The following is a 26169-nucleotide window of genomic DNA, read 5'->3' on the forward strand; positions in this document are numbered from 1 at the left end:
GCCCGGGTATCGTCCCCCGTACGGCCCACTTCGGCCGGCCGGGGGACGAGAAGCAGGGAGCCCAGCAATGCCGGATGGCCTCGCGGCCCGCAGCGCCGCCGACGATCGCGCCCCCGGTCGTCGGGGTGCCGGGCGCCGCCCCGGGCGGCGTGCCGGAGTCCTGGGCGGTGCGGCCGTCCTCGCCGTGCTGCTGGCTGGCTGCGGGTCGGCCCGCGGCACCGCGCACTCCGCCATGCCCGGCATGGGCGGGGGCACCGCGTCCGCGCGGGGTGCGTCCTCCGTGTCGGCGCCGACGGCGTCCTCGGGCATGCCGACGACCGCGGGCATGCCCGGGATGCCCGGCATGGCGGCCGGGCCCCCCGGCGACGGCCTCGCCGACACCCGGGACGGGTACCGCCTGGTGGCCGCCGCGGCGACGCTGCCCGCGGGCGTCGCCACCCGCTACCGCTTCGACATCACCGCGCCCGACGGCATGCCCGTCACCGACTTCGCCGTCGACCAGACGCGGAAGCTGCATTTCTACGCGGTGCGTTCGGATCTGAGCGGCTTTCAGCATGTGCACCCGGTGATGGCGCAGGACGGCGGCTGGACCGCGGCGCTGGGGGCGCTGACGCCCGGGCGGTGGCGGCTCTACGCGACCTTCAGCCCGGCCTCCGGGCCCGGGGCCGGGCGGGACTTCGTGCTGTCGCGCCTCGTCACGGTGCCGGGGCGCGCGGTCGCCGTGCCGCTGCCCGCGGCGGCACCCGCCGTGGGGGCGGACGGGTACACCGTCACGGTGAGCGGGGATCCCGGGGGTGGGGCGGTGCGGCCGCTCACCGTCCGGTTCACCCGTGCGGGCGAGGCGGTCTCCGGCCTGGAGCCGTATCTCGGCGCGTACGCGCATCTCACGGCGATCCACGCGGGGGATATGGCGTTCGCCCACGTCCACCCCGTGGCCGCGGCCGGCGCGTCCCACGGTGGACCCGAACTGGCCTTCCACTCCACGTTGCGGGAGTCCGGCGACTGGCGTCTCTTCCTCCAGTTCCAGGTGCGGGGCGCCCTCCACGTCGCCGCCGTGACCCTCCACATCACCTGACGGCTTCCAGCCCGGTAGAGCGGTACGGATTCGGGGGTGCCCCCGGGTGCGCGTTCCCGGCCTCCGCCCGGGAGGTGCCCCCAACGCGACAAGCCACGACGGCGCAGCAGTCGGCAACGCACCGCAAGGGGCAGGTCGTGACCCGAAGGGGGCGCGAGGTCCCCCCGGGTGGACAGGGCAGCTAGGGAACGACCCGAAGAAGGCGGCGAAGGTGCGACGCGTCGTCGGGGGAGAGGGCGTCGAGGAAACGCAGCAGCACCGTCGCGTGGTCCGGCTCCTTCTCCAGCGCCTCCCGCATCCGCCGTGCGGCCAGCCCTGCCGCGTCCGCCGCCGGGGCGTACGCGAACGCCCGCCCGCGAGGCGCCCGCACGAGTACGTCCTTGGCGTAAAGCCGTGAGAGGGTCGTCACCACAGTGCTGTAGGCGAGGGCTTCCGGAAGGCGGCCCATCACCTCGGCGGGTGTGAGCGGAACACCGGCGGACTGCAGGACGTCGAGGACCTCGGCGGCCAGGACGCCGTTGGCCTTCCTGCGCTGCGGGGGGCCGTTCGCTGGGCGCGACGCGTCCGACGTCACGGCTTGGCCTCCCGTCCACACCTCGTCTACAGTCTCGTAGACCATCTACGCGAGTGTAGACGGACTGTTCCTCCACGAGTGTGCCGCAGGGCTCACCCGCCACACCGCCCGCCGGAAGCCCGGGCCGGGCGCGAGATCCCCCGGGACGGACGCATTGAGCGCGATCAGCATCGGACAGGCCGCGGTGCTCGGCGTGGTCGAGGGCGTGACCGAGTTCCTGCCGGTCTCCTCCACCGGTCACCTGAAGATCGCCGAAGGTCTGATGAACATCCCGGTCGACGACAAGGGGGTGGTCGGCTTCACCGCCGTCATCCAGGTCGGCGCGATCGCGGCGGTGCTCGTCTACTTCTTCAAGGACATCACGCGGATCGTCTCCGCGTTCTCGCGCGGGCTGCTCCACAAGGAAGAGCGGTACCACCACGACTACAAGTTCGCGTGGTGGGTGATCTACGCCACGATCCCGATCGTGCTGGTCGGCCTGGCGGCCAAGCCGCTCATCGACGGGCCGCTGGCGTCGTTGTGGGTGGTCGCGGCGTCGCTGATCGTGGGCAGCGGGTTCATGTGGGCGGCGGACCAGATGGGCCGGCACAAGCGCGGTGAGGACGACACGGACCTCAAGGACGCGATGATCGTGGGGTCTTCGCAGATTCTGGCGCTGCTGTTCCCCGGGTTCTCCCGTTCGGGCGCGACCATCTCCACGGCGCTGATCCGGGACCTCGATCGGCTGGCGGCCACCCGGCTCTCCTTCTTCCTCGGGATTCCCGCGTTGACCGGGGCGGGGTTGTACGAGCTGAAGGATGCGTTGGGGACCGGCGCGGGGGCGGCGCCACTGGTCGTGGGGACGCTGATCTCGTTCGTCGTCGCGTATGCGTCGATCGCGTGGCTGCTCAAGTTCGTTGCGAACCATTCGCTCAACGCGTTCGTGGGGTACCGCGTTCTGATCGGTGTTGCCCTCATGGGCATGCTGGCCACGGGCGTTCTCTCTGCCTGACGCCCCCTCTCTCGAGGGTTCAGCCCTTGCGGGCTCGCACGTCCCGCCCGCGCCCCTGTTATCGCTTGCCGCTCGTCCGTCTGTCGGAGGCAGCCCGGATGCCGGGTGGTGGGACCCGGCGGGAGGCCGTCAGGCGTGGATCACTGCGTGGCCGCGGCCGCGGGCGATGAGCCAGTGGTTGACCGGGGTGGTCACGAGGAAGGCCAGCGCCAGCGAAGCCACCAGCGCACCCCAGAACAACGCGTCGGCCAGGCCCGCGTCCATCGCTCCGGGGATGCCGACCACGACCGTGTTGTCGATCAGCTCCATCACCGCGATGGACACCGTGTCCGCGGCCAGCGCCACCTTGAGCGCCTGCGCGACGGGCAGGCCGCCCCGGCGGACGCCCCGCATCGTCAGCGCGTAGCCGAACGCGAACGCGAGCACGATGGAGAGCGCCACCGTCGCGCCGTTGTGCAGCCCGGCGGCCGTGCCGATCACCATGCCCAGGACCTCGCCGATCGCACAGCCGGTGAGGCAGTGCAGGGTGGCCTGTGCGGCGCCGCGCCAGCCCCCGCCGCCATGACCGTGGTGCCCGGTGTGCCCGGTGTGCGTCTCCATCGTTCCCCTCCGTACCCGATCGGAAGCTCCGTACGAAGAGGGGAACCACATACCCCCTGGGGGTATTCCCGTACGCCGGTCGGAGCAGCGGCGGGCGGCACCGGTTGCGGGGTCGACCGGGTGCACCTTGACTCATGGGGACTCTTCATGCCCTGACGGTCGACCTCGAAGGAGCCACGCGATGTTGTCTCCCCGCAGCCTGTTCACGGAGATCCTGGACGACGACGACTCCTTCCAGCTCTTCTGCTCGATCGCGGCGAGCGGCGAGTCGCAGGGCGGGTGGGAGAACGGGCGGATCTCCGCCCTCGTGCCCGAGTCGCAGCGCGAACTCGCCCCCAAGATCGCCCGCCACGGCGCGGACGAGGACAAGCACGGCCGGATCTTCACCCAGCTCATCCGCAAGCGGGGCCTGGAGTCCGTTCCGGTGCCGCCGGAGACCGACTACACGATGCTGCTGGAGCGGCACGGCATCGGCCTGGCGCACTCCCGGCTCCGTGAGGACACCGCGCTGACCGAGGCCGACATCGTCACCTACCTGGCCCACAGCCGGGTGACCGAGCAGCGCGCCTCGGAGCAGATGGCGATGCTGCTCAAGTACTTCGCCGGCCACCCGGAGATCGGCAAGGCGGTCCGGGCGATCGCCCGCGACGAGGACAACCACCTCGCCTACTGCCACGAGGAGTTGCTCCGGCTGTCCGCGCTGGGCCACGGCCGCACCATCAACCGGATCCTGCGCGAGTGCGCGCTGGCCGAGATCCGGATCTACCGGGACGTGAGCCTGGCGGTGATGGCCAACATGGGCCGCATCCTGGGCTGGCCGGCCCCCAAGGCCGCGGCGCTCAGGGCCGGCATCCACGCGGTCTACCTCTACGAGCGGGCGTACGGCTGGCGCCGCATGGTGACCCTGGCCATGCCCGCCCGCCGCAACGCGCTCGGCGGACCGGCGGTCGCCGTGGCCTGAACCGCCGCCGCCGAACCGACCCCTCGTCCGGGCGCCTCCCCCGCGGACGCCCGGAGCGGAAGGGCGGTGGTCACGGGAGGGTGGCCAGCACCGTCCCGCTCGTGTCGTACACGGTCACCTTCAGCTCGGTGAACGCCGGCAGTCGTTCGCCCGGCCCACGGGCCGGCGCCGGGGCGGTCCCGTAGCCGGTGGCGTAGCCGGGGTGGCCGGGCAGCGTCACGACCTGCAGCGGGTACTCGTGGCCCGCGACGGTGACGCTCATCCGCGCGGCCGTGCCGCCGCCGATGTACAGGGGCGTGTAGAGGGCGCCGGTCGTGCCGCCCTGGGACTGGAGGCTGACCGTGCCCGCGGCCTGGTTGCCGTCCGTGACGCTCTTGCACGACCAGTCGCCCGGGGTCCCGACGCAGCGCTGCCCGGCTTCGAGCTTCAGCCGCGGGCCGTGGCCCATGACGACGACCCGGCCGGGTGCCACCACGCGGACCGTGGGCCAGGTCAGGGCCGGGGTCGGCGGGGAGGTGGGAACGTGCGACGCCGTGGGTGTGCCGTGGCCCGGTGCGGCGGGCGCCGCCGCGGGCGCTGCCTGCGGGCCGCCGGACCCGCCCGCGCGGTTCTCCGTCAGCACGATCCCGCTGCCGGCGGCGGCCACCACCGCGACGGCCGACAAGGTGACGGTCAGCCGCCGGTTGCGGCGGCCGCGTCCGGCCCGTTCCATGACCGCGCGGGCCGGCCAGGGGGACGGCCGGATGCCCGTCGCGGCGTCCCGCAGCGCGCGGCGCAGACGGTCGGCGTCCGGGTCCGCGGCGGGAATCCCGCCCATGCCGGGGGCGCCGGGGCTCCCGTCGTCCGCGGCGAGGCCCGAAGTCCCTCGCGCCGCGTCGTCCTGATGCGTGCTCATCGTGCCGTCTCCTTCCCGCCGGGGGCCGTACCGGCCTGATCGCCGGCGCCCGGGCTGTCCGATCCGGCGTCGGGCGTGTCGCCCGGGACGCCGAGCCCCGCCAGCGCTGGGTGCGTGCGGAGTTTGCGCAGGCCGCGGCTGGCCTGGCTCTTGACGTTGCCGACGGTGCAGCCGAGCACGTCGGCGACCTGCTGCTCGCTCATGTCCTCCCAGTAGCGCAGCACCACGACCGCGCGCTGCCGGGCTGGCAGCGCGGCCAGCGCCGCCGTCAGCGAGGTGCGGTCCTCGACCTGGCCGGTGCCGCTGTCCCGTTCCCGGTCGGGCAGCCGGGGCGTCAGCAACTGGACGACGCGGCGCTTGCGGAACCGGCTCAGGTTGTTGTTGACCAGGGCGCGGCGGAGGTACGCGTCCGGCTCGCCGAGCCGGCTGATCCGGGGCCAGTGCAGATAGACCTTGGCCAGCGTGGCCTGCACCAGGTCCTCGGCCTCGTGGTGGTCACCGGTCAGCAGGTAGGCCGTGCACACCAGGCGCGACCAGCGCACGGCCGCGTACGCGCTGAAGTCCGGTGTGCCGTCGGCGGGCGGCGCCTGCGGGCCCGGGTGGTCGCCCGCGCGGACCGGCACGGTGAGCGACCATCCGTCAGAACTCGTCAACGGCCGGCCCTCCCGCGTCGCCGTCAGTGACCGTCATGGACGCGCTCCTCGGTGCATCGGTGTCCCCTTCCCGGACGACGGGCACGCCGGATTCCGCACGTGCGCCGTGCTCTCTCCCGGTATCACTCCGGTTCCGGTCCGGGGGGTTGCACGGCGCGTCGTCCCGGCGGGCGGCCCGGCTGGCCCGGACGGTCGCGGTCCGCTGCACCGGACGGGGGATCCGGCAAGCGTACGAGCACAAGATCGGCCGGTCTCAGGATGAAGATCGGATACGTTGAGTGCTCAGTTGCGGACGCCCAGTAACGGACGGCGTGACCTGAGCTCTTTCCCGTCCCATCCCCGTATCACCGAAGGAGAAGTCGTGAAGCTGATGCACAAGAGCGCCGCCCTGGCTGTGCTGGCCGGCGGGATCATCCTCGTGTCGGGCGGCGCGGCCGTCGCCGACTCCGGTGCGAACGGCAGCGCGTCCAACTCGCCGGGTGTGCTGTCCGGCGACGTCATCGAGGTCCCGATCGACCTCCCGATCAACCTCTGCGGTGACTCCGTGGACGTGATCGGCCTGCTGAACCCGGCCCTCGGGGACTCCTGCACCACCGACTGAGAACCGCCGCACCGTACGGCCGGGGCCCGCGGTACGGGGTCCCGGCCGTTGTGCGCCGCGGTCAGCCGGCGGCGTGCTCGGCCAGGCGGTCGAGGAAGGGGCGCTGGCCCTTCACGATCTTCTCCCGGGCCGGCGCCAGGCCGAACCAGCCGACCCGGTCCAGCTCGGGGAACTCCCGCAGCGTGCCGGAGCCCTTGGGCCACTCCAGGGTGAAGGTGCCCGGCACCACCGCGGCCGGGTCCAGGTCGCCCTCCAGCGCCCACACCGTGACCAGCTTGCCGCCCGACTGCCGCACCTCGCCGAGCGGGACGAGTTCCCCGTCCGGGACCGGCAGCCCCAGCTCCTCGGTGAACTCGCGCCGGGCCGCGGCCGCCGGGCCCTCGTCCTCCTCGTACTCCCCCTTGACGACCGACCAGGCCGCGGCGTCCTTGCGGGCCCAGAAGGGGCCGCCCATGTGGCCGAGGAGCACCTCGACGCCGCTGTCACCGCTGTCACCGTCCGTGCCGCCGCCCGTCCTGCGGAACAGCAGGATGCCGGCACTGCGCTTGCCCGCCATCCCCCCAGTCTGCCCGCCGCCGCCCCGGCCCTTGTCCCGGACGCGCTCGAAGGCGCCCCGGTCGGCCGCGTCAGCCCGGGTACGGGTGGAACGTGCGGCCGGGCGGCGCGAGTTCGGAGGACGACGTCGTGCCAGTCGGCCACCGCGGCCGCGCCGGCGGGCGGCGGGACCAGCCGGACCAGTCGGTCCAGGGGCGCCGCGGCCGGGCCGGTCATCCCTGCCGCGGCTCGAAGGTGTGGTCGGGCGGGGTGAGTTCGGAGGAGAGCATGGCTGAGTCGATGTCGCCGGCCAGCAGCCCGGCGAGGAACTCCGTGGCGGTGACCGGGTAGGTCTCCCACTCGGTCAGGTCGTCGTTGAGGACCATCACGGGCCACTCGTCGGGGGACGTGCCGGGACGCACCAGCCAGTTGAGGGTCTCGGCGTCCTTGGTGCGGGCCCAGACGACGAGGGTGGTGCCCTCCTCCTCGATCTCCTCCGGGGCCTCCTCGTTCATCTCCCAGATGTCCTCGAGCTCCTCGAAGTACCCGTCGTTCATGGCGATTAGACCGCGTCCGCCGTTCGGGCCCTCGGGCGCCCGCAGCCGGACGTGGCCGTCGAACTCGCCGGGCCCGTAGGCGTCGACGAGCTCCTTGTAGTCGCCGGGCAGCGGATGTCCGAGGCGGCTTTCGGCGTCGGCCCAGTCGGTCGGGCCCGGGCGGTCGGCCGGAGGCGCGAGGCGGGTCAGCCGCTCCAGGGGTGTGGTCATGACGTCGGCGCTCTCTCTTCGGGGATCTCAGGATGGCACAGCCGCCGGACAGGCCTCAGCGGCAGCTGTTGAGGATGGTGATGGCGTTGATGTCCGGGTTCTTCCGCCAGGCACGCCGCTCCTTCTTGTTCGGGCTGTGCGGGCTGAAGTGGAATCCCTGCGGACTGGTGGCGTGGATGGTCAGGCCCACCGGCCGCAGGTCGGAGGCGTTGCGGTAGATCGGCGTGACGGTGTACGTCACGACGTGGCCGTTGCGGACCGCGGCCGCCACCTGGTTCTCGTAGTGGCGCATGACGGGTGAGTTCGAGTACTCGTGCAGGGCCACGAAGTTCTCGGGGATCGTGTTGGAGCCGCCGAGCTGGGCGGCGAGCAGGTGTCCGCGTTCCAGGTTGTGGGCGTTGTCCCAGCCGGGTATCGCGTTCTTGTCGATCTTGGGGCCGGTGTTCTGCCCGAGCATGTCCTGGTGGATCACCGCGGTCACCTGACCGGGCCGGTTGTGGTCGCCCAGGGGGCTGTAGGTGACGCGCCCGCCCCACGTGGTGTCGATCGGCTCGCCGTCCTTCCAGCCGGGAAGGACCTTGTACTTGGGCTTCAGCCCCAGCGGGTCGATCCAGGCGAACGGGTTCGCCACGTACGTCTGCGCGTTGGGTGACGGGTCCAGGCCGAGCGGGTCGGGCGCGGTGTAGCGCGCGCTCTCCGGGTCGTAGTGGCGGAAGTAGTTGAAGTACCAGCCGGTCTCGGCGTCGGCGTACTGGCCGGGGAAGCGCAGCGGGCAGTCCACCGCGTCGTCCGCCGGATCGGTGACCGGCACGCCCCACAGGGTGGTGCGCTGCTGCCAGGCCAGTTCGCCGTCGAGGGAGACCAGTTCGGTGGGCCGGCCGGTCATGTCGGTGACGATGGCGTGGAAGCGGCCGTCGACCAGCGCCTGGTCGTCGTCGCGGGACAGGTCGTGGCCGGGGCCGTCCGTGCCATCGCCGCCGTCGCCGGGGCCGTGGGCGTGGGCGAGCTGGGCCAGTGGCCGGTAGGTGCCGGGGACGTACTCCCAGGTGGTGGTCCGCCCGCCGGCCGTGGTCTGCTCGGCGAGCTGCGCGCCGGACCAGGTGAAGCGGATCTCCTCGGCCACCGTGCCGTCGCCGTCGTGGCGGCGCTTGGCGATGCGGCGCCCGGCGGGGTCGTAGAGGTACGTCCAGCGGGTGCCGTCGGGGGTGACGGTGGCGGTGAGCTGGTCGTGCGCGTTCCAGGTGAACGTCCGCACCTGGCGCTGTCCGTTGAGCAGCCGGCGGGTGCTGCGCACGATCCTGCCCTGGGCGTCGTACTCGTACCCGGTGCGCCCGGACCGCCGGAGCCGGCCGTCGGTGAACTCGCGGGCGGTGTCCTCGGGCCGGTCCAGGGGCGTCGCCGAGCGCGTCAGATTGCCCAGCGCGTCGTAGGCGTAGTCCTCGGTCCAGCCGCGGGCCCGCACGGCGGTCACCCGGCCGGCCGCGTCGAGGTCGAACGTCCGCGTCCCGGTGGTCAGTTCGTGGATCTCGGTGAGCAGGTCGTCGGGGCGGTAGCGGTAGCCGCGCTCCTGGACGGGCACGCCGGGACCGGCCGGCCCCAGCACGGTCTGGCCGGTCAGCCGCCCGGTGCCGTCCCAGTCCTGGGTGAGGGTCAGCCCGGGACCGGCGGTGCGGGAGACCTCCCGGCCCAGCTCGTCGTGGCCGAACTCGGTGAGGTGGCCGCCGAGGCCGAGCGTGCGCGGCCGCCCGGCCGCGTCGTAGGTCCAGGTGGAGACGATCCCGGACGGGGTGCGGCGGCTGGTCGTGCGGCCCAGCGCGTCGTACGACCAGGTGGTGCGGCGGCCGTCGACGGTCTCGGAGACCATCCGGTCGAGCACGTCGTAGGCGTAGACGATCTCGGCGTCGGCGTTCGCGGTGCGGACCAGGTTGCCGGCCGCGTCGTAGGCGAAGGACGTGGTGCCGCCGGCGTCGGTGAACGCCGTGACGCGGCCCAGGACGTCCCGGGTGAAGGTGACGGTCTCGCCCGCGCCGTTGGAGCGCTCGGTGAGCTGCCCGGCCGCGTCGTAGCGGTAGCCGAGGGTGCGGCCGGAGAAGTCGGTCTCCTCGACGAGCCGCCCGGCCGCGTCGTAGGTGTAGGTCCAGCTCTGCCCGAGCGGGTTGGTGACCGCGGTGAGCCGCTGCTCGGTGTCGTGCGTGAAGGCGTAGGCGGCGCCGTCGGTCTCCGCGCTGCCGTCGGTCATACCGAAGGGGCCGGTGGTCTGCGACGACACCCGGCCGGTGGCGTCGGTGTGGGTGAGGGCGTTGCCCTCGGCGTCGTACGTCCACTCCTCGCGGCGGCCGTCCGAGCGCTCGGACCACAGCAACTGCCCCTCGACGGTGAAGCCGAACCGGACGGTGCCGCCGAGCGCGTCGGTGCTCTCCACGATGCGGCCGAACGCGTCACGGCGGGCGGTGGTGACGCGGCCGAGCTGGTCGGTGACGGCCACCGGCAGGCCGGCCGCGTCGTGGACGAGTTCCTGCCGGGCCCCGAGTGGATCGGTGACGGCGACCAGGTCGCCCGCCTCGTCGTAGGTGCTGACCGTGGTGGCGCCGGCCGGGTCGGTCGCCTCGACGACGTTGCCGCGGTCGTCGTACGCGGTGCGCCAGACGCGGCCGGCCGGGTCGGTCATCTCCACCGGGAGGCCGAGCCGGTCGTAGGTGACGGTGGTGCTGGTGCCGTCGGGGTAGGTGATCGTGGTCAGGTTGTCGCCCGCGTCGTAGGCGTAGCGGCTGACGCGGCCGAGCGGGTCGGTCGCGGCGAGGCGCAGCCGTCCGGCGGCGTCCCACTCCTGCGTGCTCACCGCACCGGCCGGGTCGGTGCTGCGCACCAGCCGGGCCTGGTCGTTGAACACGTAGGACGACACGTTGCCGAGCGCGTCGGTGAACGTGGTGGTGTGCGTCTCGTCGTCGTAGGCGAAGGTGTTGGACAGCACGCCGCCGCTGCCCTCGGTGCGCACCACGCGGCCGGCGGTGTCGTAGGTGTAGGCGTAATCGGTGCCGGTCCTGTCGGTCCAGCCGGTGATCCGGTGCTGGTCGTCGTAGCGGAACAGGCCGGGAAGACCGGAGGAGTTGACGACCTCCACCAGGTCGCCGCGCGCGTCGTAGCCGTAGCGCGCGAGCACGGTCCCGGTGCCGGGGCCGTCGGTGTCCAGCAGGCGGAAGCCGGTGATGCGCGGCAGTCGCGGGTGGCGGTCCACGGCGATCCGGTAGCCGCCGTGGTGGGTGATCAGGGCGGGCGCGTCGTCCTCGCCCCAGGTGATGTCGATGCGGCGGCCGTTGCGGTCCTCCACGCCGGTCAGCCGCAGGACGACGGCGCCTTCGAGGCCGGCCGCCGGGCGCGGGTGGTGGAACTCCAGCACCTGCCCGGTGGCGGGGTCCCTGATCTGCATCGGCTGGTTGGGGACGCCGCTCCACATCAGCCCGAGCTGCGGGCCGGACTCCGGCAGCACGGCGACGCCCGGGCGCGGCGGCGGGAAGCGCAGTCGCATGCCGTCGGCGGCGGCGAACACCACGCCCTGGGTGTCCAGTTGCAGGCGCTGGTCGAGCGTCGAAGCCCAGGTGGGCCCGAACCACACACCGTGCCGGTACGACGACAGATGCGTGCGTTCCAGCAGCAGCGGCAGCGCGCCCGGCAGGTGGACGTCGGTGACCGGCAGCAGCATCGCGCCCGAGGCGGTGTCGACGGGGTCGCTCAGGCAGTGCCGGTGGTGCCCGGGTATGGAGTCGTCGGGGCCGTGGGGGAAGCGCAGGTCGCCGTTGCCGGCGCTGTGCTCGGCGTCCTTGACCGCGTCCGACGCGGCCTTGCCGCCGCGGTCCGCGCCCGCCTTCGTGGCGGCCGAGGCGCCGGTGCCCTCGGGCACATGCGGGTCGTGGTGGTTCCCGCTGCCGTGGTGGTGGCTCTTGGCCTTGTTCGCGAGGTCGTCCTCGACCTTGTCGAAGTGGTCGGCGGCCTTGTGGACGTGGTCGGCGATCCGGTGGTGGCCGTGGCCGAGGCCCTTGGGCACCTTCTGGGCGATGTGGTCGATGATCTCGACGACGGGCTTGGCGAGCTTGTCGGCGATGCTCACGGCGCGGCTCAGCCCCCGGTCTTGTAGGTCAGGTGACCGACCTCGGAGTAGAAGGTGTGACCGTGGGCGATGTTCGCCTCGGCCTGGTCCTTGATGGTGTTGGCGTGGCCGCGCATCATCGCGGTGTCCAGCTTCAGGCCGGGCGCGGGGGCGCCGACGGCGACGTGCGCGACCTCCTCCAGCAGGAGCTGGCCGACGGCGTGCTCGATCTGCTCCTTGAGCGGGCCGATGGTCTTGTCGACCAGGATGCCGATGACCTCCTGCTCGAAGCGCTTGAGGATGCCGTCCATGAGCTTGTTCTGCAGCTCGATCTCGGCGACCGCGGCCGCTTCCGACAGGCCCAGGGTGAAGACCGCGGCGGCCTGGTCACCGATCAGTTCGGCGGCGGCGATGCCGAGTTGGACGATGCACTCGTCCTTCATCGCCTCGACGCCGATCGCGGCCACGTCCAGGGCGTCGGCCAGCAGGTGGCAGCCCTCGATGAGGGTCTTCATGTGGCCCTGGGTCTGCGAGCCCCACACCTCGGCGAGCGCCGTGTAGGACTGGGCCGCGTAGGTCTCCTGCAGCCCGCCGGTCACCACGCCGTGGGTGACGTCGTGCGAGCTCTGCGCCGAATCGGCGTACCGGCGCAGGCCTTTGGCCGCGTCGCGCAGCTGGTCCTCGTCGATCTCGGGCCAGTTGAACCCGAGGATGTTCACGACCTCCGCCAGCCAGTGCGGCAGGTTGATCGACACGAGTCTGCCCCCCCCCGATCCGTCGTCGCAGACACCATCGAACGATGAGAACACCATCCGAACACAGGACGTCAAGAAGGGGCGAGCGGGTTCCGGCCCAGGGACGCGCGCGAAGTAAAGACCGCACCGGCCCGTGGTCATGTATCGGTCATGCACGGGTCATGTACAGACCATGGCGAGGTCAGGCGGCGGTCATGTCAACGCGAGAGAGATCTCGGTGGACTTGATGAGCGCGGTCACCTCGGTGCCCTCGGCGAGGGCGAGTTCGTCGGCGGCGGCCCTCGTGACGGCGGCGGTCAGTTCGCCGCCCGCGACGGCGATCCTGACGACGGACATGGCGGCGCCGTTGCTGACCGCGCTGACCGTGCCCGGGATCCGGTTGCGGATGCTCATCGTGCCGACCCGCCCGGTCGCGAGGGCGACCTCGGTGGACTTCACCAGCACGCGGACCGGGGTGCCGGGTGCGAGCGCGAGGTCGTCGACGGCGTCGCGGGTGACCGCCGCCGTGACGTCGTGGCCGCCGTCGAGCCGCACCGCGACCGCGGCCATGGCCTCGCCGGTGGTGACGGAGGCGACCGTGCCGGCGATCTGGTTGCGGATGCTCAGGAACACGGGGAATCCACCTCTTGGTCCGGTTTCACCTGATGTGCACCAGCACTCTAACGCGGCGTCCGGTCCGGAAACGCGGAGGACCCGGCGGGGGAGCGGTCCCCGCCGGGTCCTCGGGTGCGGCCGGTGCGGCCGCGGAACGGCTTACCGGAAGGAGTTCAGGAAGGACTCGGTCGGCGAGCCGACGCCCGTGGCGTTGTCGTAGCCGTGGACGGCGTTGAGCGAGGTGTCCTGGCCGAAGGCGACCAGGCGGACCCGCAGCGCGCCGCTGATGACGCCGAAGTCGGCGACGTTGCTCAGCGGGGTGCTGGTGTGCAGGGCCTGACGGTCCACCACGTCACGGAACAGCTTGGACTTGTCGTAGATCGTCGGGTTGGCGAACCCGAGCGCACGACCGTGACGGGCCTGCAGGATGTCGGCCTGGACGGCGGCGAACTCCGGGCAGGAGACGCTGGTGCCGCCGTAGCCGCCCTCGCTGTACGGGGCGCCGTCGCTGATGCCGACGAGCACCGAGGTGTACAGGTCGCCGTTCATGGAGACGTCCGGCGTCACACGCTGGGCGGTCTTGCTGTTCGCCCCGGTCATCAGGGTGTGCGACAGCATGGTCGGGACGACACCGCGCTGGTAGCCCGGCTGCGCGAAGTCCTCGCTGGTGCCGCCGCCGCCGCCGAAGTAGAACGGCGCCGGCACGGCCGGCTCCCAGCTCTTGCCGTCGGCGGACAGGTTGGACCGCAGGGTGCCCATGTCCGTCTCGAAGCCGTAGCCGCCGGTCTTGTCCTTCAGGCCGAGTGCGGTACCGCCGACCGAGGTCACCCACGGGTCGGAGTCCGGCCAGTTGGCCTGAGCACGGGCGGTGTCGGCCTGGCAGTTGGCGCCGGTGGCGGCCGCCACCGGGCTGCTGTCACCGCAGTCGCCCGCGGAGAAGCTGACGCCGATGCCCTCGATCGCGGCCTGCTTGAAGACCTGCTCGTAGGCGGCGATCTCCGACGCGGTCACGTCCGCGTTGTCGGTGGTGTGCATGACCTCGCCCCACGAGTTCGAGATCACGTCCGCGAGGTGGTTGTCGACGACGGTGCTGATCGCGCCCAGCAGGTCGTCGTCGGTGCAGGAGTTCGCGCCGACGTAGACGACGTTGGCGTCCGGGGCGAGCCCGTGCACCATCTCGACGTCCAGGGCCTCCTCCGGTGCCCAGCCCGCGGGGCCGCCGCACAGGTCCTGGTACTCCCACTTGGAGGAGTCGATGACCTCGTTGTACTGGCCGGACTTGAAGGCCTTGTCGCCGTGGGCCGTCGAGTACTGGTTGGCGTCCTGCAGCATGGTGGAGCTGCCGTACGCGTCGATGATGGCGACCGTGGCGCCCTTGCCCGTCAGGCCCGAGGCGGTGATGCCGTAGGCCTTGCGCAGCTGCGACGGGTAGAAGGAGCACTGGTCGAACGGCACGGCCTTGTTGGTGTAACCGGCCGGCGCGCCCGTGGCGGTCTTCTGGCCCCAGTAGTCCGAGCAGGTCGGGTCGGTCGGCAGACCGGCGGCGGGCTTGGAGCCCTTGTCCGACAGCGCGTCCGTGCGGTGCGAGTCCGGCTTGGCCGCCGTGGTGGCGCCCGTGGTCAGGCCCGTCACGCCGAGGATCGCCGAGGAGACCTTGGCCGGGATGACGACGTTCTTCGCCGGGGCGCGGCGCACCTTGCCGGCCACCTTGTACTGGTGGATGCCGGTGCCGAACGCCTTGGTGACGGCCGCGTTGGTGCCCTTGACGGTGATGGCGTGGTCCGTGGTGGAGACCACGGTCAGGCCGGCGTCGCGGGCCCACTTCTGCACGGCGGCGACCTGGTCGGCGGTGGCGCCGAACCGGGCCTTGTACTGGGCCGGGCTGAGGTACTTGCCGTAGCCGGCGCTGGCCGGGTCGGAGACCGCGGTCGCGTAAGCGGTGAGCCCCGCGGGGTCCTGACCCGCCAGGTAGACCGTGCCGGTGACCTCGGTCGAGGAGGGCACCGCGCCGGCGTCGGCGGAGGCGGTGGCCCACGTCGGGTGGCTGCCGGTGATGGTCTTGGCGGCCGGCGCCGGCCCGGAGGCCTGCGACGGGACGGCGAGCAGCAGCGAGCCGGACACCAGGGCCAGTGAGGCCCCTGCGACCACGGCTACGCGGGCCCGCCGAACACGGGGTTTGCGTATGTCGGTAATGACGACTCCAACATGAAGGTCGGTGGGATACGTGTTGCGTGGGGGTGGTGTGTCAGCTGTGCAACGGCGAACGCCCATGGCGCGCGCTGGGCTGTAGTGTGCCCCTCCGCACGTTTCCGTGGAATAGCCAACCATCACCGCGCGTTCGGGCTTTACCTAAAGCAGAGATTCGACACGCGGGTCAATTCCCCCTAAAATTGGGCGAGATGGGCGAGTCAGGCGTGCCGCGCACCGCTCAGACGGCCGCCGGGTCCTCCAAGCGGACGGCCTCCGCGCGCGCCAGCTCCACTTCGGCGTCCACGTCGATGGTCCGGGCCAGCCACCAGTACAGGGCGCCGGAGACGGGGAGTCCGATGAAGAGGGAGATGTCCGCGCCGTCCAGCGCCTTGGCGGCGACACCGGTGAACAGCGTGCCGACGGAGAAGAACGGGACCATCGCGGCGAAGCCCACCAGGTAGGCGGTGATCCCCCGCCATCCCCAACGCCCGTAGATGCCATGCGGGTTGAAGATCTCCGCGATGGCGTAGTGGCCGCGGCGCACCACGTAGTAGTCCATCAGATTCACCGCGGTCCACGGGATGAACAGATAGAGCACCAGCAGCAGGAAGTTGTTGAAGTTCTCCAGGAAGTGCGAGGTCGCGGCGAGCGCGCCGACCAGCGACAGTCCCGCGGTCACCGCCAGCGTCACCAGTCGCGCGCCGACGGTCGGGCGGACCTTGCGCAGCGAGTCGGCGGCGCTGATGAGGGTGAGGGAGCCGCCGTACATGTTGAGCGCCGTCACCGAGACCAGGCCCAGGGCTGCGAAGACCAGCACGATCGCGCCGAAGCCGCTGAACACCTTGTCGCCGGCCGCGTTGATCGAGGCGATGGTGTCGAAGTCCTTGCCGGCCCACGCCGCGAGCAGCGCGCCGAGCACCATCAGCCAGGCGCCGCCCAGCGCCGACCCGAAGTACGTCCAGTAGAAGGTCCGGCGGACCGTCACGTCCGGCGGCAGGTAGCGCGAGTAGTCCGAGACGTAGATCGCCCAGCTGATCTGGTAGCCCGCCACCACGCCGAACTGCGCGAGGAACGGCGTCCACTTGAAGCCGCCGAGGTCGAACGACCCGGCCGGGTAGTGCAAGGTGGCCAGCACACCGACCGTGAAGACGCCGAAGACCACGAGGAACGTGTAGGTGAGGACCTGCTCGGCGCGGTGGATGACGTCGTACCCGACGAGCGCGACCACCAGGGCCAGCACGGTCACCCCGGCCACCCACCACTTCACCGGGCCGTGCGCGGTGGTGCTCATCGCCTGCCCGGCGAGGATGGTGTTGAAGACGTTGAACCCGGCGTACTGCACATAGGCGAACAGCCAGACCAGCAGGGCGCCGACGTAGCCGAACTGCGGGCGGGACTGGATCATCTGGGGCAGTCCCAGTTGCGGGCCCTGCGCCGAGTGGAACGCCATGAAGAACGTGCCGAGCACGGTCCCGGCGACGATCGAGATCAGCGACCAGATCAGGTTCCCGCCGCCGGTGATGCTGATCAGCCCCACCGCCAGCGTGGCGATCTGGGCGTTCGACATGAACCACAGCGGGCCCAGGTGCCAGAGTTTCCCGTGCCGCTCACGCAACGGGACGTAGTCGATGGAACGGACTTCCATGCCGGGCACCCGAGCCTGCGTCGACGCCACACCGCCTCCTGGGGTCACAGGCGTATCCGTTGGCCACGGATACGCCGGACCCACATTGACGCGGTGGCCGGCGCCATGGGTCAACCCCTCGAACGGTCATGGACAAGTCATAAATGACCTGGTGTCACCGCCGGGGGCCGGCCCGGACCCCGCGCCGCACGGTTCCGTCGGGCGGACCGTGCGGCGGGGGGACGGCGTGCTCAGGTGTTGTCGGCGAGGTTGCGCAGCCCGCTCAGCGGACCGTTGAAGTAGTCCTGGTCACCGGGGAACGTCCCGGAGTCCGCGTGCTGCCAGAAGGTGTAGAACGGCCAGCCGGCCGGGAGCGTCCCGGCCGTCGAGGCGTACCGGGCGATGAACAGCGGGTCGTGCTTGGAGTAGGCCGCGGTGTTGCCGGTGCAGGTCTTCCACCAGTCGGTGGTGGTGTAGATCGTCGCCCAGCGGCCGGTCCTGGTGTGGACCCGGTTGACGAACGCGGTGATCCAGCCGCGCATCGCGCTCTGACTCAGGCCGTAGCAGGCCGCGCCGTCCGGGTACTCGATGTCCAGCAGCGGCGGGAGGGTCTTCCCGTCCTTGGACCAGCTGCCGCCGTGCGAGACGAACCAGTCCGCCTGTGCCGTGCCGCTGGAGGTGTTCGGGGTGGCGAAGTGGTAGGCGCCGCGGATGAAGCCGGCGTAGTAGGAGTTGGTGTAGTTCGCGTCGAAGTACGGGTCCTTGTAGGTCGTGCCCTCGGTGGCCTTGATGTACGCGAACTTCGCGCCCTTGGCGTAGGCCGCCGGCCAGTTGATCGTGCCCTGCCAGTTGCTCACGTCGAAGCCGGGGGTCCGGGTGACGCGGGTGGACGGCTGGGCCGCCGCCCTGGCGGACCGGCCCTCGTGGGCCCTGACGGACGATCCCATCCAGTCGCGGTTCGGATGGGACAGGCGCTCATGGCCCCTGACGGTCGAACCCAGCCAGTCGCGGCCGGGATGGGGCAGGCGCTCATGGGCCTTGACGGACGATCCCATCCAGTCGCGGTCGGGGTGCGGCAGACGTTCGTGGCCTGATGCGGCCGGTGGGACGGGTGCGGCGGACGCGGACGATGCGGACGTCCCTGTGACAGCGGTCAGCAGGGCGGTGAGGGCGATCAGTACGCCGCCGAGTCTCCGGAGCATGCAGGCCTCCAAGGGGCGGGGGACAGGGTCTGATAAGCGTCATTTGACCAGTTGGTCGGATTGATGCGGTGCTGGACGCGCCCGGGGACCCGGATGCTGTCGGCCGCCTGGGGGCCTGGACAGGCGTGCGGGCGTGGTCCAGGCTTCTCGTCCATGACCGCCGCCCCCGCGCCCGCGCCCGCCCTCACCCCGCAGCTCGCGGACGCCCTGGAGCTGGTCGCCGAACGCACCGCCGGACTGCTGCGCGGCTGCGCCGACGCGTCCGTGCCGATACCCGGCGCCGAGTGGACCGTCGCCGAGGCCGCGGCCCACCTGGCCCTCGCCAACGAGCTGATGGCCGGCCTGGCCACCGGCCGCGCGCTGCCCTACGGGGACGGCACCCCCGGCAGCCTGGCCGCGGCCAACGCCGCCTCGCTCGCGGCCTTCCCCGAGCGCGACCCGGCCGTGCTCGCCGACGCCGTGGTCCGCCATGCCCGGGCCTTCACCGAGGCCGCCGCCACGCGCTCCGCCGACGAGCCCGTGGTCAGCCCGCTGGGCCCGATGGACCTGGCCCTGCTCGGCAGCTACCTGCTCACCCACATGCTCGGCCACGCCTACGACATGGCGGTCGCGCTGCGCCGCACGCCCCCGGTCGACGCGGAGCTGGTCGCGCTGACCATGCCGTTCCTGCGGTGGGGCATGCCCCGGGTGGTCGACGCACGGGCCGCCGCCGGGCACGGCGGCTGCTACCTGCTGCGGGTCCGCGGCGGCGGCCGGTTCGCGGTGACCTTCACCGACGGGACCGCGCGGGTCGACGCGGAGCCCCCGCGCCGCCCCGACTGCACGATCCTCACCGAGCCGGTGACGTTCTTCCTCATCGCGCTCGGGCGCTGCTCGCCCACCGCGGCCATCGCCCGCGGCAAGGTCCTGGCCTGGGGCCGCAAGCCCTGGCTCGCACCGCGGTTCGCCGGGCTCTTCACGGCGCCGTGACCCGGGAGCCTCAGCCGACGTGCACGCGCGGGCGGCGCCCGGGGTCGGGCTCGGCCTCGCGCAGCACCTCCCGGGTGACCGGCGCGACCTCCCCGTGGCCGAAGAGGAAGAACCGCAGGAAGTTGGCGAACGGGCCGCCCTCGGTCCACTCGAAGTAGATGTGCGGGATGCCGCCCGTGGTGTCCCGCACGTGCAGCAGCATCGCCGCCAGGGCGTTCGGCACCGACGTGCCCTCCAGGGTCAGCACCCGGTAGCGGCCGTGCATGACCTCGCCCCGCACCGCGACCGCCGACTCGAAGTCCGAGGCGTCCCGCACGGTGACCTCGACGAAGACCACGTCGTCCTCCGGCGTCAGGTCGTTGTCGAAGCGGATCTGGTGGGACTTCTCCCGGTACTCGGCGACGTCCCGGTTGTCGGGCTCGTTGGCGATGAACCGTATGCGGCGGCTGGCGATGTCCCGCACGAAACGCGTGGCCATGGCGTCCATCTCCACCCCGGTCACCCGCAGCTCGAACGACCGGGCCAGCCGGGACAGCAGCGAGATCAGGACGATGCCGGCGATGAAGCAGGCGCCGATCTTCACACCGTCCGGGCGCTCCAGCACGTTGACCACGGTGGTGTAGAGGAAGACGAGCGCGATGATCCCGAAGGTGATCGTCCAGCGCCGGTCCCGGCTGCGGCGGGCGGAGATCGTCACCGCGACCGCGGCCGAGCTCATCAGCACCAGGACTCCGGTGGCGTAGGCGCCGCCCTGCTTGTCGACGTTCGCGTCGAAGATCCAGGTGACCAGGAACGCCACGATGATGAAGACCAGCACCATCGGCCGCACCGCGCGCGCCCAGTGCGGCGCCATGCCGTACCGCGGCAGATAGCGCGGCATCAGATTGAGCAGGCCCGCCATCGCCGAGGCGCCGGCGAACCACAGGATCGCGATCGTCGAGAGGTCGTAGACCGTACCGAAGCCCGACCCCAGGTACTGGTGCGCGAGGTAGGCCAGCGCGCGGCCGTTGGCCTGCCCGCCGGGCTGGAACTCCTGCTTGGGGATCAGGACGGTCGTGATGAAGCTGGTCGTGATCAGGAAGCAGCTCATGATCAGCGCCGCGGTGGTGAGCAGCTTCTTGGTGCCGCGGATCCTGCCCGCCGGCTCGGCCTCGGTGTCGGTGTCGGCGCCCTTGACGTGCGGCATCACCGCGACACCGGTCTCGAAGCCGGACATGCCCAGCGCCAGCTTGGGGAAGATCAGCAGGGACACGCCGATCATCACGGCGACGTTGCCGCGCTCGGCGGTCAGCCCGCTCGTCCAGTCGGTGACCAGATGCGGCGCCGACAGCACGTGGTAGAGACCGTCGACGACCACCACCACGTTGAGCAGCAGATAGATCCCGACCAGCACCACCGCGACGCCGATCGCCTCCAGGAAGCCCTTGAGGAACACCGCGCCGAGCAGCGCCACCAGCAGCAGCGTGACCAGCATCTGCTTGCCCTGCAGGGAACTGGAGAAGTGCGGGTTCTCCACCAGGTGGGTGGAGGCGTCGGCGGCCGACAGGGTGATGGTGATCAGGAAGTCCGTCGCCGCGAAGCCCAGCAGCGTCAGCACGAACAGCTTGCCCTTCCAGAAGGACAGCAGCCGTTCGAGCATCGCGATGGAACCCGCGCCGTGCGGGCTCTCCTCCGACACCCGCCGGTAGACCGGCAGCGCGCCCGCCAGCGTCACGATGACGAGCACGATCGTCGCGATCGGCGACAGCAGCCCGGCGGCCAGCGCGGCGATGCCCGGCTGGTAGCCGAGGGTGGAGAAGTAGTCGACACCGGTCAGGCACATCACCCGGTACCAGCGCTGGCCGCGGTGCTCCGGCTCGGCCGCGTCACCCGCGCCCTGCTGGTGCTTGCCCATGTCGGCCAAGCCCTCCAGCAGCCACGAGCGGAACCGGCCCGGGGGCTGGTCCGTGGCCGTCGCGGGGTGCGGTGCCATGGCCATCCGTCATCTGCTCCTGTGTCCTCGTAGGGCGGTATGGCGGAACCGGCCATCGCGGTGCGGGGGTCGAGGGAAATCGACGGAAATCAGCCTATGCGCGGCACACCGCGGCGGCCTGCCGCCCCGGTGTGTACACACGGGCCGCTCCGCCGCACCGCGGAAGGTCTCGGGCGCACCGCCGACGGGTCGTTCGCGCCTCGGACAGCCTGCGCGACGCGGACCGCCGCGGGGCCGCCGGGCGGTGAGTCCATACGGATTCTTAACGCGTCGCTACGGTCTTCGCGCACGTGGGACGGTCGGCCCCGGCCGGCCGTCCCGCCGTCAGGCGCCCGCCGAGGGCGGTCCTGGCGACGGCGTGGGGCCGGGAGAGGGGCCGGAGTGCCTCGTTCGGTGCCCAGCGGGTGCGGGACGCCCGCCTCCGCGTACACGATCACTGCACGATCCGCGTGCCGCACCGACGAGAGGCGAGCGCCGTATGCGACCCCTCCGCACCACCGCCCTCGCCGGCGGCCTCGGCCTGGCCCTGCTCGCGGGGGTGACCGGGGCCGTGCCCGCCCACGCCCGCACCGCTCCCGCGGCCTTCTCCACCGCCGCCGCGCGCGGCGTGGTCGCCCGGGTGGTGCCGGCCTGGTCGTCCCGGATCGCCCTCGGCACCTGCGCCCCCGCCGCCTCCGGCGCCGAACGCTACGCCGTCGCCCGCGACGGCGGCCGGGTGCTGATCTCCGGCAGCTCCCCGAGCGCCCTGCTGACCGGCGTCGGCGCCTACCTGAAGTACACCGCCCACGTGGACGTCTCGTGGTCCTCGGACGCCTCCGCCGAGCCCGTCGCGGTCCGCGGCCGCCCGCCGCTGCCGTCCGCCCCCGTCACCCGCACCGCGAACGTCCCCCGCCGCGTGCTGTCCAACGACACCGCCGACGGCTACACCAACGCCTACTGGGACTGGAACCGCTGGCAGCGCGAGATCGACGTCGCCGCCCTGCACGGCGTCAACGCGTTCTTCCTGCCGGTGGGCGCGGAGGCGGTGTACCAGCGGACGATGCGGGCCTTCGGCTACACCGGCGCGGAGATGCGCGCCTGGATCCCGATGCCCGCCCACCAGCCGTGGTGGCTGCTGCAGAACATGGCGAACACCACCGCCGACACCGAGAGCCAGGGCCTGATCGACGCCCGGGCCGCGCTCGGGCGCCGCATCGCCGACCGCATGCGCGAGGTGGGCATCGCACCGGTGCTGCCCGGCTACTTCGGCACCGTCCCCGGCGGCTTCACCGCCCGCAACCCCGGCGCGTCCGTCGTCCCGCAGGGCCGGTGGAGCGGCACGCCGCGGCCCGACTGGCTCGACCCCCGCACGCCCGTCTTCAGCCGGGTCGCCGCCGCCTTCTACCGCACCCAGCGGCAGCTCCTCGGCCCCTCGGACGCGTTCAAGATGGACCTGCTGCACGAGGGCGGCAACCCCGGCACCGTGCCCGTCCCCGCGGCCGCCCACGCCGTGCAGAGCGCCCTGGAGACCGCTCACCCCGGCGCCACCTGGGTCATCCTCGGCTGGCAGCACAACCCCACCGCCACCCTGCTCGCCGGCGTCGACCGCTCCCGGATGCTCGTCGTCGACGGCCTCACCGACCGCTACCCCGACGCCGACCCGTCGTCCGACCCCGCCACCCGCTTCTCCGGCACCCCCTACGCCTTCGGCTCGATCTGGAACTTCGGCGGGCACACCGCGATCGGCGCGAACGCCGCCGTCTGGAGCAGCCGGTTCTTCGCCCAGCTCGCCCGGCCCGCGAGCCCGCTGACCGGCATCGCGGTGCTGCCCGAGGCCGACGACAACAACGACGCCGCCTTCGAGTACCTGACCGAACTGGCCTGGCAGCCCCCGCCCGCGGACCCCGGGCCCGCGGCCTTCGCCGCCTGGTTCCGGCAGTTCGCCGACGCCCGCTACGGAGTGGCCGACCCGGACGCCGAGGCCGCCTGGCAGACGATTGCGCGGACCGCCTACGCGATGCCGCCCGACGGCTGGAGCGAGGCGCCCGACGGCCTGTTCGCCGCGCGGCCGAGCCTCACCGCCGTCCGCGCCTCACCGACGTCGCCCGGCCGGACCCGCTACGACACCGCCGCGTTCGCGCCCGCGCTGGCCGAACTCCTGCGGGCCGCACCCCGCCTGGGCGCGAACCCCCTCTACCGGTACGACCTCGTCGACGTCGCCCGGCAGGTGCTGTCCAACAGCAGCAGGGACTGGCTGCCGCGGATCAGGGCCGCCTACCAGGCCCAGGACCGGCCGCTCTTCCAGCAGTTGTCCGCCCAGTGGCTCGACGCGATGCGCACGATGGACGCACTGCTCGCCACGCGCCCGGAGTTCCTGCTCGGCCGCTGGCTCCGGTACGGGACGCGGGCGGCGGCCGCGGCGGGCGCGGACGACGGCGCGGTGCAGCGGGACCTGCGCACCCTCGTCACGTCGTGGGAGGACGACGCGGGGGTCGCCGCCCGGCTCTCCGACTACGCGAACCGCGAGTGGTCCGGGCTGGTCGGGACCTACTACCTCGACCGCTGGAGCCGCTACTTCCAGTCCCTCGACACCGCGCTCGCCTCCCACACGGCCCCCGCCCCCATCGACTGGTTCGCCCTGTCCCACACCTGGACCCACACCCCCACGTCTTTCCCCACCACCCCCCACGGCACCCCTCTCCCCCTCGCGGCCCACATCCTCACCCTGACGAGTGCGTAGAAGGCGTCGGTGCAGTACGTGCCCCGAAGGGGCGCGGGGTCCCCCAGACTTCGTCCGGGAGGTGCCCCCAGCGCGACAAGCCACATGGGCGCCGCACACGGCAATGGCGCCTCGGGGCCACCCCGGAGGCCGAGGGGCGCAAGCCCCACCGCGCCGTCAGGCGGCGATGACGCACCCGGGGGCAGTCCGCCCCCCGGGCCCCCGGGCAACCGAGAACCCGGGGACGTCAACCGCCCGAACCCCCCAGTGGGAACGCTCACGCATCGGAATCCGGCTTCGTCCGCGCCGCCGCGTACGCCTGGCTCGGCGTCATCGGCACGCCGTTGATCTCCACGGTCCGGTACCGGCTCACCTTGGCGCAGGTACCGGACTGGTCCGCCGTCTCCGCGTGGGAGTTGTTCAGCGCCGCCTGGGTGTCGGCCGGCGCCGGCTTCCCCGCACCGCCCGGGAACGCCTCCCCGCTCGGCCAGTCCGTGCCGACCACCAGGGTCAGCCCCTTGAGCGTGCCCTGCTTGAGGTGCGACGCGGGCAGGCCCAGCGACGTGGCGACGGTCTGCGCCTCGCCCTTCTGCCCGGGCCCGTACGTCAGCGTCGTGCCGGCCGCCCGCGCCGGCGCGTTGCCCGCGCTCACGGCCTGGGTGAAGCCCTTGCCCACCAGAGCCGTCGCGACGGTCGACGCGCGCCCGGGCAGTCCGTTGCCGTTCTGCACCTGGACGGTGATCTGCGAGGCGGGGACGGGAGGCGTCGTCGGCTTGCCCGTGGCGGAGGCGGCCGCGGACTTGCCGCCGGTCGCGGTGGTCAGCGCCTGGTCGTTGGCGATCGTCGAGAAGAGGGTGGTGGCGCCCGGGCCGGGGACCACGCGGTTCACGTTGGTCGGGTCGGGGCCCGTCTGCATCGTGGTGAACGTGATCCGCTTGGACGGCACCTTGTTGAGGTCGTCGGCCAGGCCGATCAGCTTGCTGACGCTGCCGAGCCCGGTGTCCACGGTGAGCGCCTTGGTGGCGGCGTCCGCGAGGTGGTAGACGGCGCTCGGGTTCGTCAGGGTGCCCGAACTCTTGAACTTGCGGATCAGGGAGCTGAGGTAGAGGTGCTGGGCGTAGGTGCGGCCCAGGTCGCTGCCGTCGCCGAAGCCGTGCCGGGAACGCAGGAACTCCAGGGCGGCGACGCCCTTGAGGGTGTGGTCGCCCTTCGACAGCTTCAGGTGCGAGTAGGTGTCGTAGACGTCGGAGTCGACGCACACCGGCACGCCGCCGACCGCGTCGGACATCTGGACCACGCCGGAGAAGTCGACCTGCACGAAGTGGTCGATGGGTATGCCGGTCAGCTTGTGCACGGTGGCGACCTGGCAGGCCTGCCCGTACGCCAGCGCGCTGTTGATCATGCCGTGGTAACCGGGCGTCGACGCACCGGACTTGGGGTTGCTGCACGACGGGACGTCGGTGACGGTGTCGCGCGGGATGCTCATCACGGTCGCGTTGGAGCGGTCGGCGGATATGTGCACGACCATCTCGACGTCGGCGTTCTGGCCGGTCTGGACACCGGTCTTGGAGCAGCCGCCGCCCAGCTTGCAGTCCTCCTGGCTGGTGCGGCCGTCGCTGCCCATCACCAGGATGTTGATCGGGGTGCGGCCGAAGGCGTCGGCCTTCTCGTGGCCCGCGCTGTCCTTACCGGCGCCGTCGGTCAGCGAGACGCTGGTGATGTTGCCGTTGAGGTGCTGCCAGAGCCAGTAGCCGCCGCCCGCGGTGACCAGCACCAGGACGGCCGTGCAGATGCCGGCGATACGGAGGAACCGGCGTATGCCCGCGGGCTTGGCCCGGCGGCTGCCCCTGCGGCGGGCGGCGGCCCGTCCACCCTGGTTGCGCGCCGCGGCACGGGCCGCGGCCCGGCCGCCGGTGACCGGGGCCTGGGTGTCGCCGGAGTGGCCGGTGTCGTACGCGTCACGGGTGTCGTGGCCGTCGTGGCCGTGCCCGGCGTAGTCCGTGCCGCCGCGACGGCCGGACCCGGAGTCCGGGCGGCCGTAGCCCGAGTCGTCGTAGCCCGGGGCGTCGTACGGCGAGCCGCCGCGGCGCCCGCCGCCGTAGCCCGAGCCGTCATGACCCGAGCCGCCGTAACCCGCGCCGTCCGGACCGGTGCGCGGGCGCGGTGCGCGGGGCGCCTGGTCGTGCGGCGCCCGCCCCGCGGGGCCGCCCCAGGGGTCCGTCATCTCCACTCCCTTGACCGAGCAGCCCGTGTGAGGCGTGCCACTGGATTCTGGCGGGCGGAGCGGTGGCTCCGCCCTGAGGGTCACGCTTGCGCGACGGCGCAAGCGTAGGTCATACGGCTGTGGGCACCCTGAGAGCCGGCCTGCCTTCGCCGGTCCTCGATGCCCCCGCGACACCCCCGGCCGCCCTCCGCGGCGGGGCCCGCCCA

Annotated in this window: 20 protein-coding genes; 6 read left to right on the forward strand and 14 right to left on the reverse strand. The window is 72.4% G+C overall.

Features of this window, described 5'->3' with window-relative positions; translation table 11 throughout:
• Positions 1-67 precede the first annotated feature (67 nt).
• Entirely contained in the window at positions 68-1075 is a 1008-nt protein-coding gene (locus K7862_RS29625; protein WP_262414021.1) for a DUF8832 domain-containing protein, read from the forward strand.
• 181 nt (positions 1076-1256) lie between these two features.
• On the opposite strand, the gene K7862_RS29630 is transcribed toward K7862_RS29625, so the two are convergent.
• Positions 1257-1694, reverse strand: a complete 438-nt coding sequence (locus K7862_RS29630) for a BlaI/MecI/CopY family transcriptional regulator (RefSeq protein WP_222967824.1) — start codon at positions 1692-1694, stop codon at positions 1257-1259.
• Positions 1695-1803: 109 nt separating this feature from the next.
• On the opposite strand from K7862_RS29630, the gene K7862_RS29635 reads away from it, so the two are divergent.
• Complete coding sequence (locus tag K7862_RS29635) at positions 1804-2640, forward strand: undecaprenyl-diphosphate phosphatase (RefSeq protein WP_222967825.1); 837 nt, start codon at positions 1804-1806, stop codon at positions 2638-2640.
• Between the two features lie 129 nt (positions 2641-2769).
• On the opposite strand, the gene K7862_RS29640 is transcribed toward K7862_RS29635, so the two are convergent.
• Positions 2770-3240: a DUF4396 domain-containing protein gene (locus K7862_RS29640; RefSeq protein ID WP_222967827.1), complete on the reverse strand. Its 471-nt coding sequence runs from the start codon at positions 3238-3240 to the stop codon at positions 2770-2772.
• A 181-nt stretch (positions 3241-3421) separates the two neighbouring features.
• On the opposite strand from K7862_RS29640, the gene K7862_RS29645 reads away from it, so the two are divergent.
• Complete coding sequence (locus K7862_RS29645) at positions 3422-4201, forward strand: ferritin-like domain-containing protein (protein ID WP_222967829.1); 780 nt, start codon at positions 3422-3424, stop codon at positions 4199-4201.
• A gap of 70 nt (positions 4202-4271) precedes the next feature.
• Here the strand turns inward: K7862_RS29645 and K7862_RS29650 are convergent, their stop codons facing one another.
• Together K7862_RS29650 and K7862_RS29655 are read right to left on the reverse strand one after the other, a co-directional pair.
• Positions 4272-5096, reverse strand: coding sequence for a hypothetical protein (locus tag K7862_RS29650; protein WP_222967830.1), 825 nt, complete (start codon positions 5094-5096; stop codon positions 4272-4274).
• Positions 5093-5719 carry a SigE family RNA polymerase sigma factor gene (locus K7862_RS29655; protein WP_222967861.1) on the reverse strand — a complete coding sequence of 209 codons (627 nt, stop codon included), beginning with the start codon at positions 5717-5719 and terminating at the stop codon, positions 5093-5095. The genes K7862_RS29650 and K7862_RS29655 overlap by 4 nt, the downstream gene beginning before the upstream one ends.
• Positions 5720-6116: 397 nt before the next feature.
• Between K7862_RS29655 and K7862_RS29660 the strand changes: the two genes are divergently transcribed.
• The gene (locus tag K7862_RS29660; RefSeq protein WP_372461699.1) at positions 6117-6350 is read left to right on the forward strand and encodes a chaplin; all 234 of its coding nucleotides are present in this window, start codon (positions 6117-6119) and stop codon (positions 6348-6350) included.
• A gap of 61 nt (positions 6351-6411) precedes the next feature.
• On the opposite strand, the gene K7862_RS29665 is transcribed toward K7862_RS29660, so the two are convergent.
• The 8 genes from K7862_RS29665 to K7862_RS29700 form a co-directional block, all read right to left on the reverse strand.
• A complete protein-coding gene (locus K7862_RS29665) occupies positions 6412-6906 on the reverse strand; it encodes an NUDIX hydrolase (RefSeq protein ID WP_222967831.1) in 495 nt (164 codons plus the stop codon).
• Between the two features lie 211 nt (positions 6907-7117).
• Complete coding sequence (locus K7862_RS29670; protein WP_222967832.1) at positions 7118-7651, reverse strand: SMI1/KNR4 family protein; 534 nt, start codon at positions 7649-7651, stop codon at positions 7118-7120.
• 55 nt (positions 7652-7706) lie between these two features.
• Complete coding sequence (locus K7862_RS29675; RefSeq protein WP_222967833.1) at positions 7707-11756, reverse strand: DUF6531 domain-containing protein; 4050 nt, start codon at positions 11754-11756, stop codon at positions 7707-7709.
• An 8-nt stretch (positions 11757-11764) separates the two neighbouring features.
• On the reverse strand, positions 11765-12490 hold the full coding sequence (locus K7862_RS29680) for a WXG100-like domain-containing protein (protein ID WP_222967834.1): 726 nt from the start codon (positions 12488-12490) through the stop codon (positions 11765-11767).
• A 192-nt stretch (positions 12491-12682) separates the two neighbouring features.
• The gene (locus K7862_RS29685; protein WP_222967835.1) at positions 12683-13102 is read right to left on the reverse strand and encodes a TOBE domain-containing protein; all 420 of its coding nucleotides are present in this window, start codon (positions 13100-13102) and stop codon (positions 12683-12685) included.
• A gap of 141 nt (positions 13103-13243) precedes the next feature.
• Positions 13244-15232 (reverse strand): S53 family peptidase, encoded by a 1989-nt coding sequence (locus tag K7862_RS29690; protein ID WP_222967836.1) that lies wholly within the window; start codon positions 15230-15232, stop codon positions 13244-13246.
• A gap of 280 nt (positions 15233-15512) precedes the next feature.
• Complete coding sequence (locus K7862_RS29695) at positions 15513-16919, reverse strand: purine-cytosine permease family protein (RefSeq protein WP_262414024.1); 1407 nt, start codon at positions 16917-16919, stop codon at positions 15513-15515.
• 230 nt (positions 16920-17149) lie between these two features.
• On the reverse strand, positions 17150-18100 hold the full coding sequence (locus K7862_RS29700) for a lysozyme (protein ID WP_262414025.1): 951 nt from the start codon (positions 18098-18100) through the stop codon (positions 17150-17152).
• 153 nt (positions 18101-18253) lie between these two features.
• On the opposite strand from K7862_RS29700, the gene K7862_RS29705 reads away from it, so the two are divergent.
• Entirely contained in the window at positions 18254-19069 is an 816-nt protein-coding gene (locus K7862_RS29705) for an SCP2 sterol-binding domain-containing protein (RefSeq protein ID WP_222967837.1), read from the forward strand.
• A gap of 10 nt (positions 19070-19079) precedes the next feature.
• Here K7862_RS29705 and K7862_RS29710 read toward each other — a convergent pair whose 3' ends face one another.
• Positions 19080-21047 (reverse strand): APC family permease, encoded by a 1968-nt coding sequence (locus tag K7862_RS29710; RefSeq protein ID WP_262414026.1) that lies wholly within the window; start codon positions 21045-21047, stop codon positions 19080-19082.
• Positions 21048-21519: 472 nt separating this feature from the next.
• On the opposite strand from K7862_RS29710, the gene K7862_RS29715 reads away from it, so the two are divergent.
• Positions 21520-23760, forward strand: a complete 2241-nt coding sequence (locus K7862_RS29715; RefSeq protein WP_222967839.1) for an alpha-N-acetylglucosaminidase — start codon at positions 21520-21522, stop codon at positions 23758-23760.
• A 256-nt stretch (positions 23761-24016) separates the two neighbouring features.
• Here the strand turns inward: K7862_RS29715 and K7862_RS29720 are convergent, their stop codons facing one another.
• Positions 24017-25963 (reverse strand): LCP family protein, encoded by a 1947-nt coding sequence (locus tag K7862_RS29720; RefSeq protein WP_222967841.1) that lies wholly within the window; start codon positions 25961-25963, stop codon positions 24017-24019.
• Positions 25964-26169: the final 206 nt, after the last annotated feature.

Origin of the sequence: Actinacidiphila acidipaludis, from assembly GCF_019890725.1 — a bacterium.
GTDB classification, from domain to species: domain Bacteria; phylum Actinomycetota; class Actinomycetes; order Streptomycetales; family Streptomycetaceae; genus Actinacidiphila; species Actinacidiphila acidipaludis.